This window comes from uncultured Pelagibacterium sp., assembly GCF_963972885.1.
Classification (GTDB): domain Bacteria; phylum Pseudomonadota; class Alphaproteobacteria; order Rhizobiales; family Devosiaceae; genus Pelagibacterium; species Pelagibacterium nitratireducens.
On record NZ_CAXAXY010000166.1, the window covers coordinates 1 to 2630 of the forward strand.

The 2630-nt window shown below is 62.1% G+C and carries 1 protein-coding gene and 1 pseudogene; both read right to left on the bottom strand.

Going from position 1 to position 2630, the window contains the following annotated elements:
- Positions 1-162 precede the first annotated feature (162 nt).
- Positions 163-2097 (bottom strand): ATP-dependent zinc metalloprotease FtsH, encoded by a 1935-nt coding sequence (ftsH, locus tag AACZ55_RS15920; RefSeq protein ID WP_338609451.1) that lies wholly within the window; start codon positions 2095-2097, stop codon positions 163-165.
- A gap of 103 nt (positions 2098-2200) precedes the next feature.
- Positions 2201-2630: pseudogene (locus tag AACZ55_RS15925) on the bottom strand (hypothetical protein); the annotation flags it as partial.

Below are 2630 nucleotides of genomic sequence, written 5' to 3' on the forward strand. Positions count from 1 at the left end.
CAAGCGCGGCTCAACACCCATCGCTGTCCCGGACTTGATCCGGGACCCAGCAGCCATACCCATACTCCGGTACGAAGCGAGGGCGGAGCTAAAGCAGGGCGTGGGATAACAGCACAAACAAAAAGGGCCGCTCCAGAGAGCGGCCCTTTGAACGCTGTGGCATCAGGTGCCCGGCTGGGGCTCGAGCCCGGCATCGGGTTCGCCTTCCTCGCCACGCTTTTTGTGCGGCTTGCCGGCCTTGGGCACACCGGTCGATTTCGGCGTGTTGTCGTTGTCGATATCCCGGACCGGCTGTTTGCCGTCCATAAGGCCGCGCAATTCGTCACCCGTCAGGGTTTCATATTCGAGAAGCGCCTGGGCGACGGTTTCGAACTTGTCGATATTTTCCATGATCATGGTGCGGGCCGCCAACTCGCCGTCTTCGACAAGCTTGCGCACTTCCTCGTCGATCAGCTTGGCGGTTTCATCCGACATGTGCTGGGACTGGGTCACCGAATGGCCAAGAAAGACTTCCTGATCGTTCGACTTGTAGCGCACGCGGCCGAGCCTTTCGCTCATGCCCCATTCCATGACCATCGAGCGGGCCAGATTGGTCGCCATCTGGATATCGCCAGAGGCGCCCGATGTGACCTTTTCGGCACCGAACTTGTAGATCTCGGCTTCGCGGCCGCCGAACAGCATGGCCAGACGCGCCACCGCTTTTTCGCGGGAGAACGAATAGCTGTCCTTTTCGGGCAGGGTCATCACCATGCCCAGCGCACGGCCGCGCGGGATGATGGTGGCCTTGTGGATCGGATCGAGCTTGCCCACCAGCATCAGGTTGATCAGCGCGTGACCGGCCTCGTGATAGGCAGTGAGCTTCTTTTCCTCGTCGGTCATGGCCATGGTGCGGCGCTCGGCGCCCATCATGATCTTGTCCTTGGCATCCTCGAACTCGGCATGGGTCACGAACCGCTTGTTGCGGCGCGCGGCCAAAAGCGCGGCCTCGTTGACGATGTTCATCAGATCCGCGCCCGAAAAGCCGGGCGTTCCGCGGGCCAGAACCTTCAGGTCGACGTCGGGGGCCAAGGGCACCTTGCGGACGTGCACCTTGAGGATGCGTTCGCGACCGGCGACGTCGGGATTGGGAACGACGACCTGACGGTCGAAACGGCCCGGACGCAGCAACGCGGGATCGAGAACGTCGGGACGGTTGGTCGCGGCGATCAGGATGATGCCTTCATTGGCTTCGAACCCGTCCATCTCGACCAGCAACTGGTTGAGCGTCTGTTCGCGTTCGTCGTTACCGCCGCCCAAACCGGCACCACGCTGGCGGCCGACGGCGTCGATTTCGTCGATGAAGATGATGCACGGCGCATTCTTCTTGGCCTGCTCGAACATGTCGCGCACGCGGGACGCGCCGACACCGACGAACATTTCAACGAAGTCCGAACCCGAAATGGTAAAGAACGGGACATTGGCCTCGCCGGCCACCGAACGGGCCAAAAGCGTCTTACCGGTGCCCGGAGGGCCGACAAGCAGCACACCGCGCGGAATGCGCCCGCCCAGCCGCTGGAACTTGCCCGGATCGCGCAGGAACTCGACGATTTCTTCCAGATCCTGCTTGGCTTCCTCGACACCGGCCACGTCCTCGAACGTTACCTTGCCCGACGATTCGGTAAGCATCTTGGCGCGCGACTTGCCAAAGCCCATGGCGCCGCCACGGCCACCGCCCTGCATCTGGCGGATAAAGAAGAACCATACGGCGATCAAAACGATGAACGGCAGCCAGCTCGAGAGCAGGATCGACCAGAAGGGCGACCCTTCCGGCGCGCGGGCCGTGATTTCCACGTTCTGGTTTTCGAGCCGCTCGACGATGTTGGCGCCTTCGGGGATCGTCACCTCAAAGCGGGTGCCCTCGTTGGTGCGGCCCTGAACCGTATCGTTGATGATGGTGACTTCGGCGATACGGCCATTGTCGATGTCATTTACGAACTGGCTATAGGTCCGCTCCACCGTCGAGACGGTGCGGGTCGAGGACTGGAAAACCTGAAACAGCCCCAAGAGCATGAAAAGGATGACCAGCCATATGGCCAAATTCCGAAAATTTCCGTTCATCAATCCTGTCCTGGTCGGGCAGCGCCCTTAAGATTGCAGCAGCCCCGAAAGAGGCCGCGCGGCACACGACGTGCCATAATTGTTGCCGCCGAATGTAAGGCCGTCATTCCGGCGATACAAGGGCAACAGCCCCGTCCGGTGGCCGATTGCCGCAGTTTCCGGCCCAAGAGGTTAACGGGATTTGCTCCACCGAAAAACCCTCTCCAACCTCCATGCTGCCAATGGCGGCGATTTCACCATGCGCGTCGCGGACCAGCGGTGCCGCGCGCAGACCGGCAACCGGACCGGCCAAAGTCCTGCCCGCCAGTGCCCCGAACGCCTCTCTGCCCAACCCGGTGGCCGGCCCGATGGTTCCCGCGATCGCCGCCGTGACGACAAAACGGCCATCCCAGACAAGGCTTTGGCCGGGCGCAAGACTTGCCGTAGGCAATCCGTGCCGTCCGGCCTCACGATGGATCACGATTGTGTTCGCCTCGGCCAGGATGCGTGTGCCCGCCAGCGTTGCCGTAAACCGCGTACTCGCCGCAATGCGC

What these genes read in the sequence shown, in the direction of transcription:
- ftsH (WP_338609451.1), bottom strand. Translation starts at nt 2,097, where the DNA reads ATGAACGGAAATTTTCGGAATTTGGCCATATGGCTGGTCATCCTTTTC.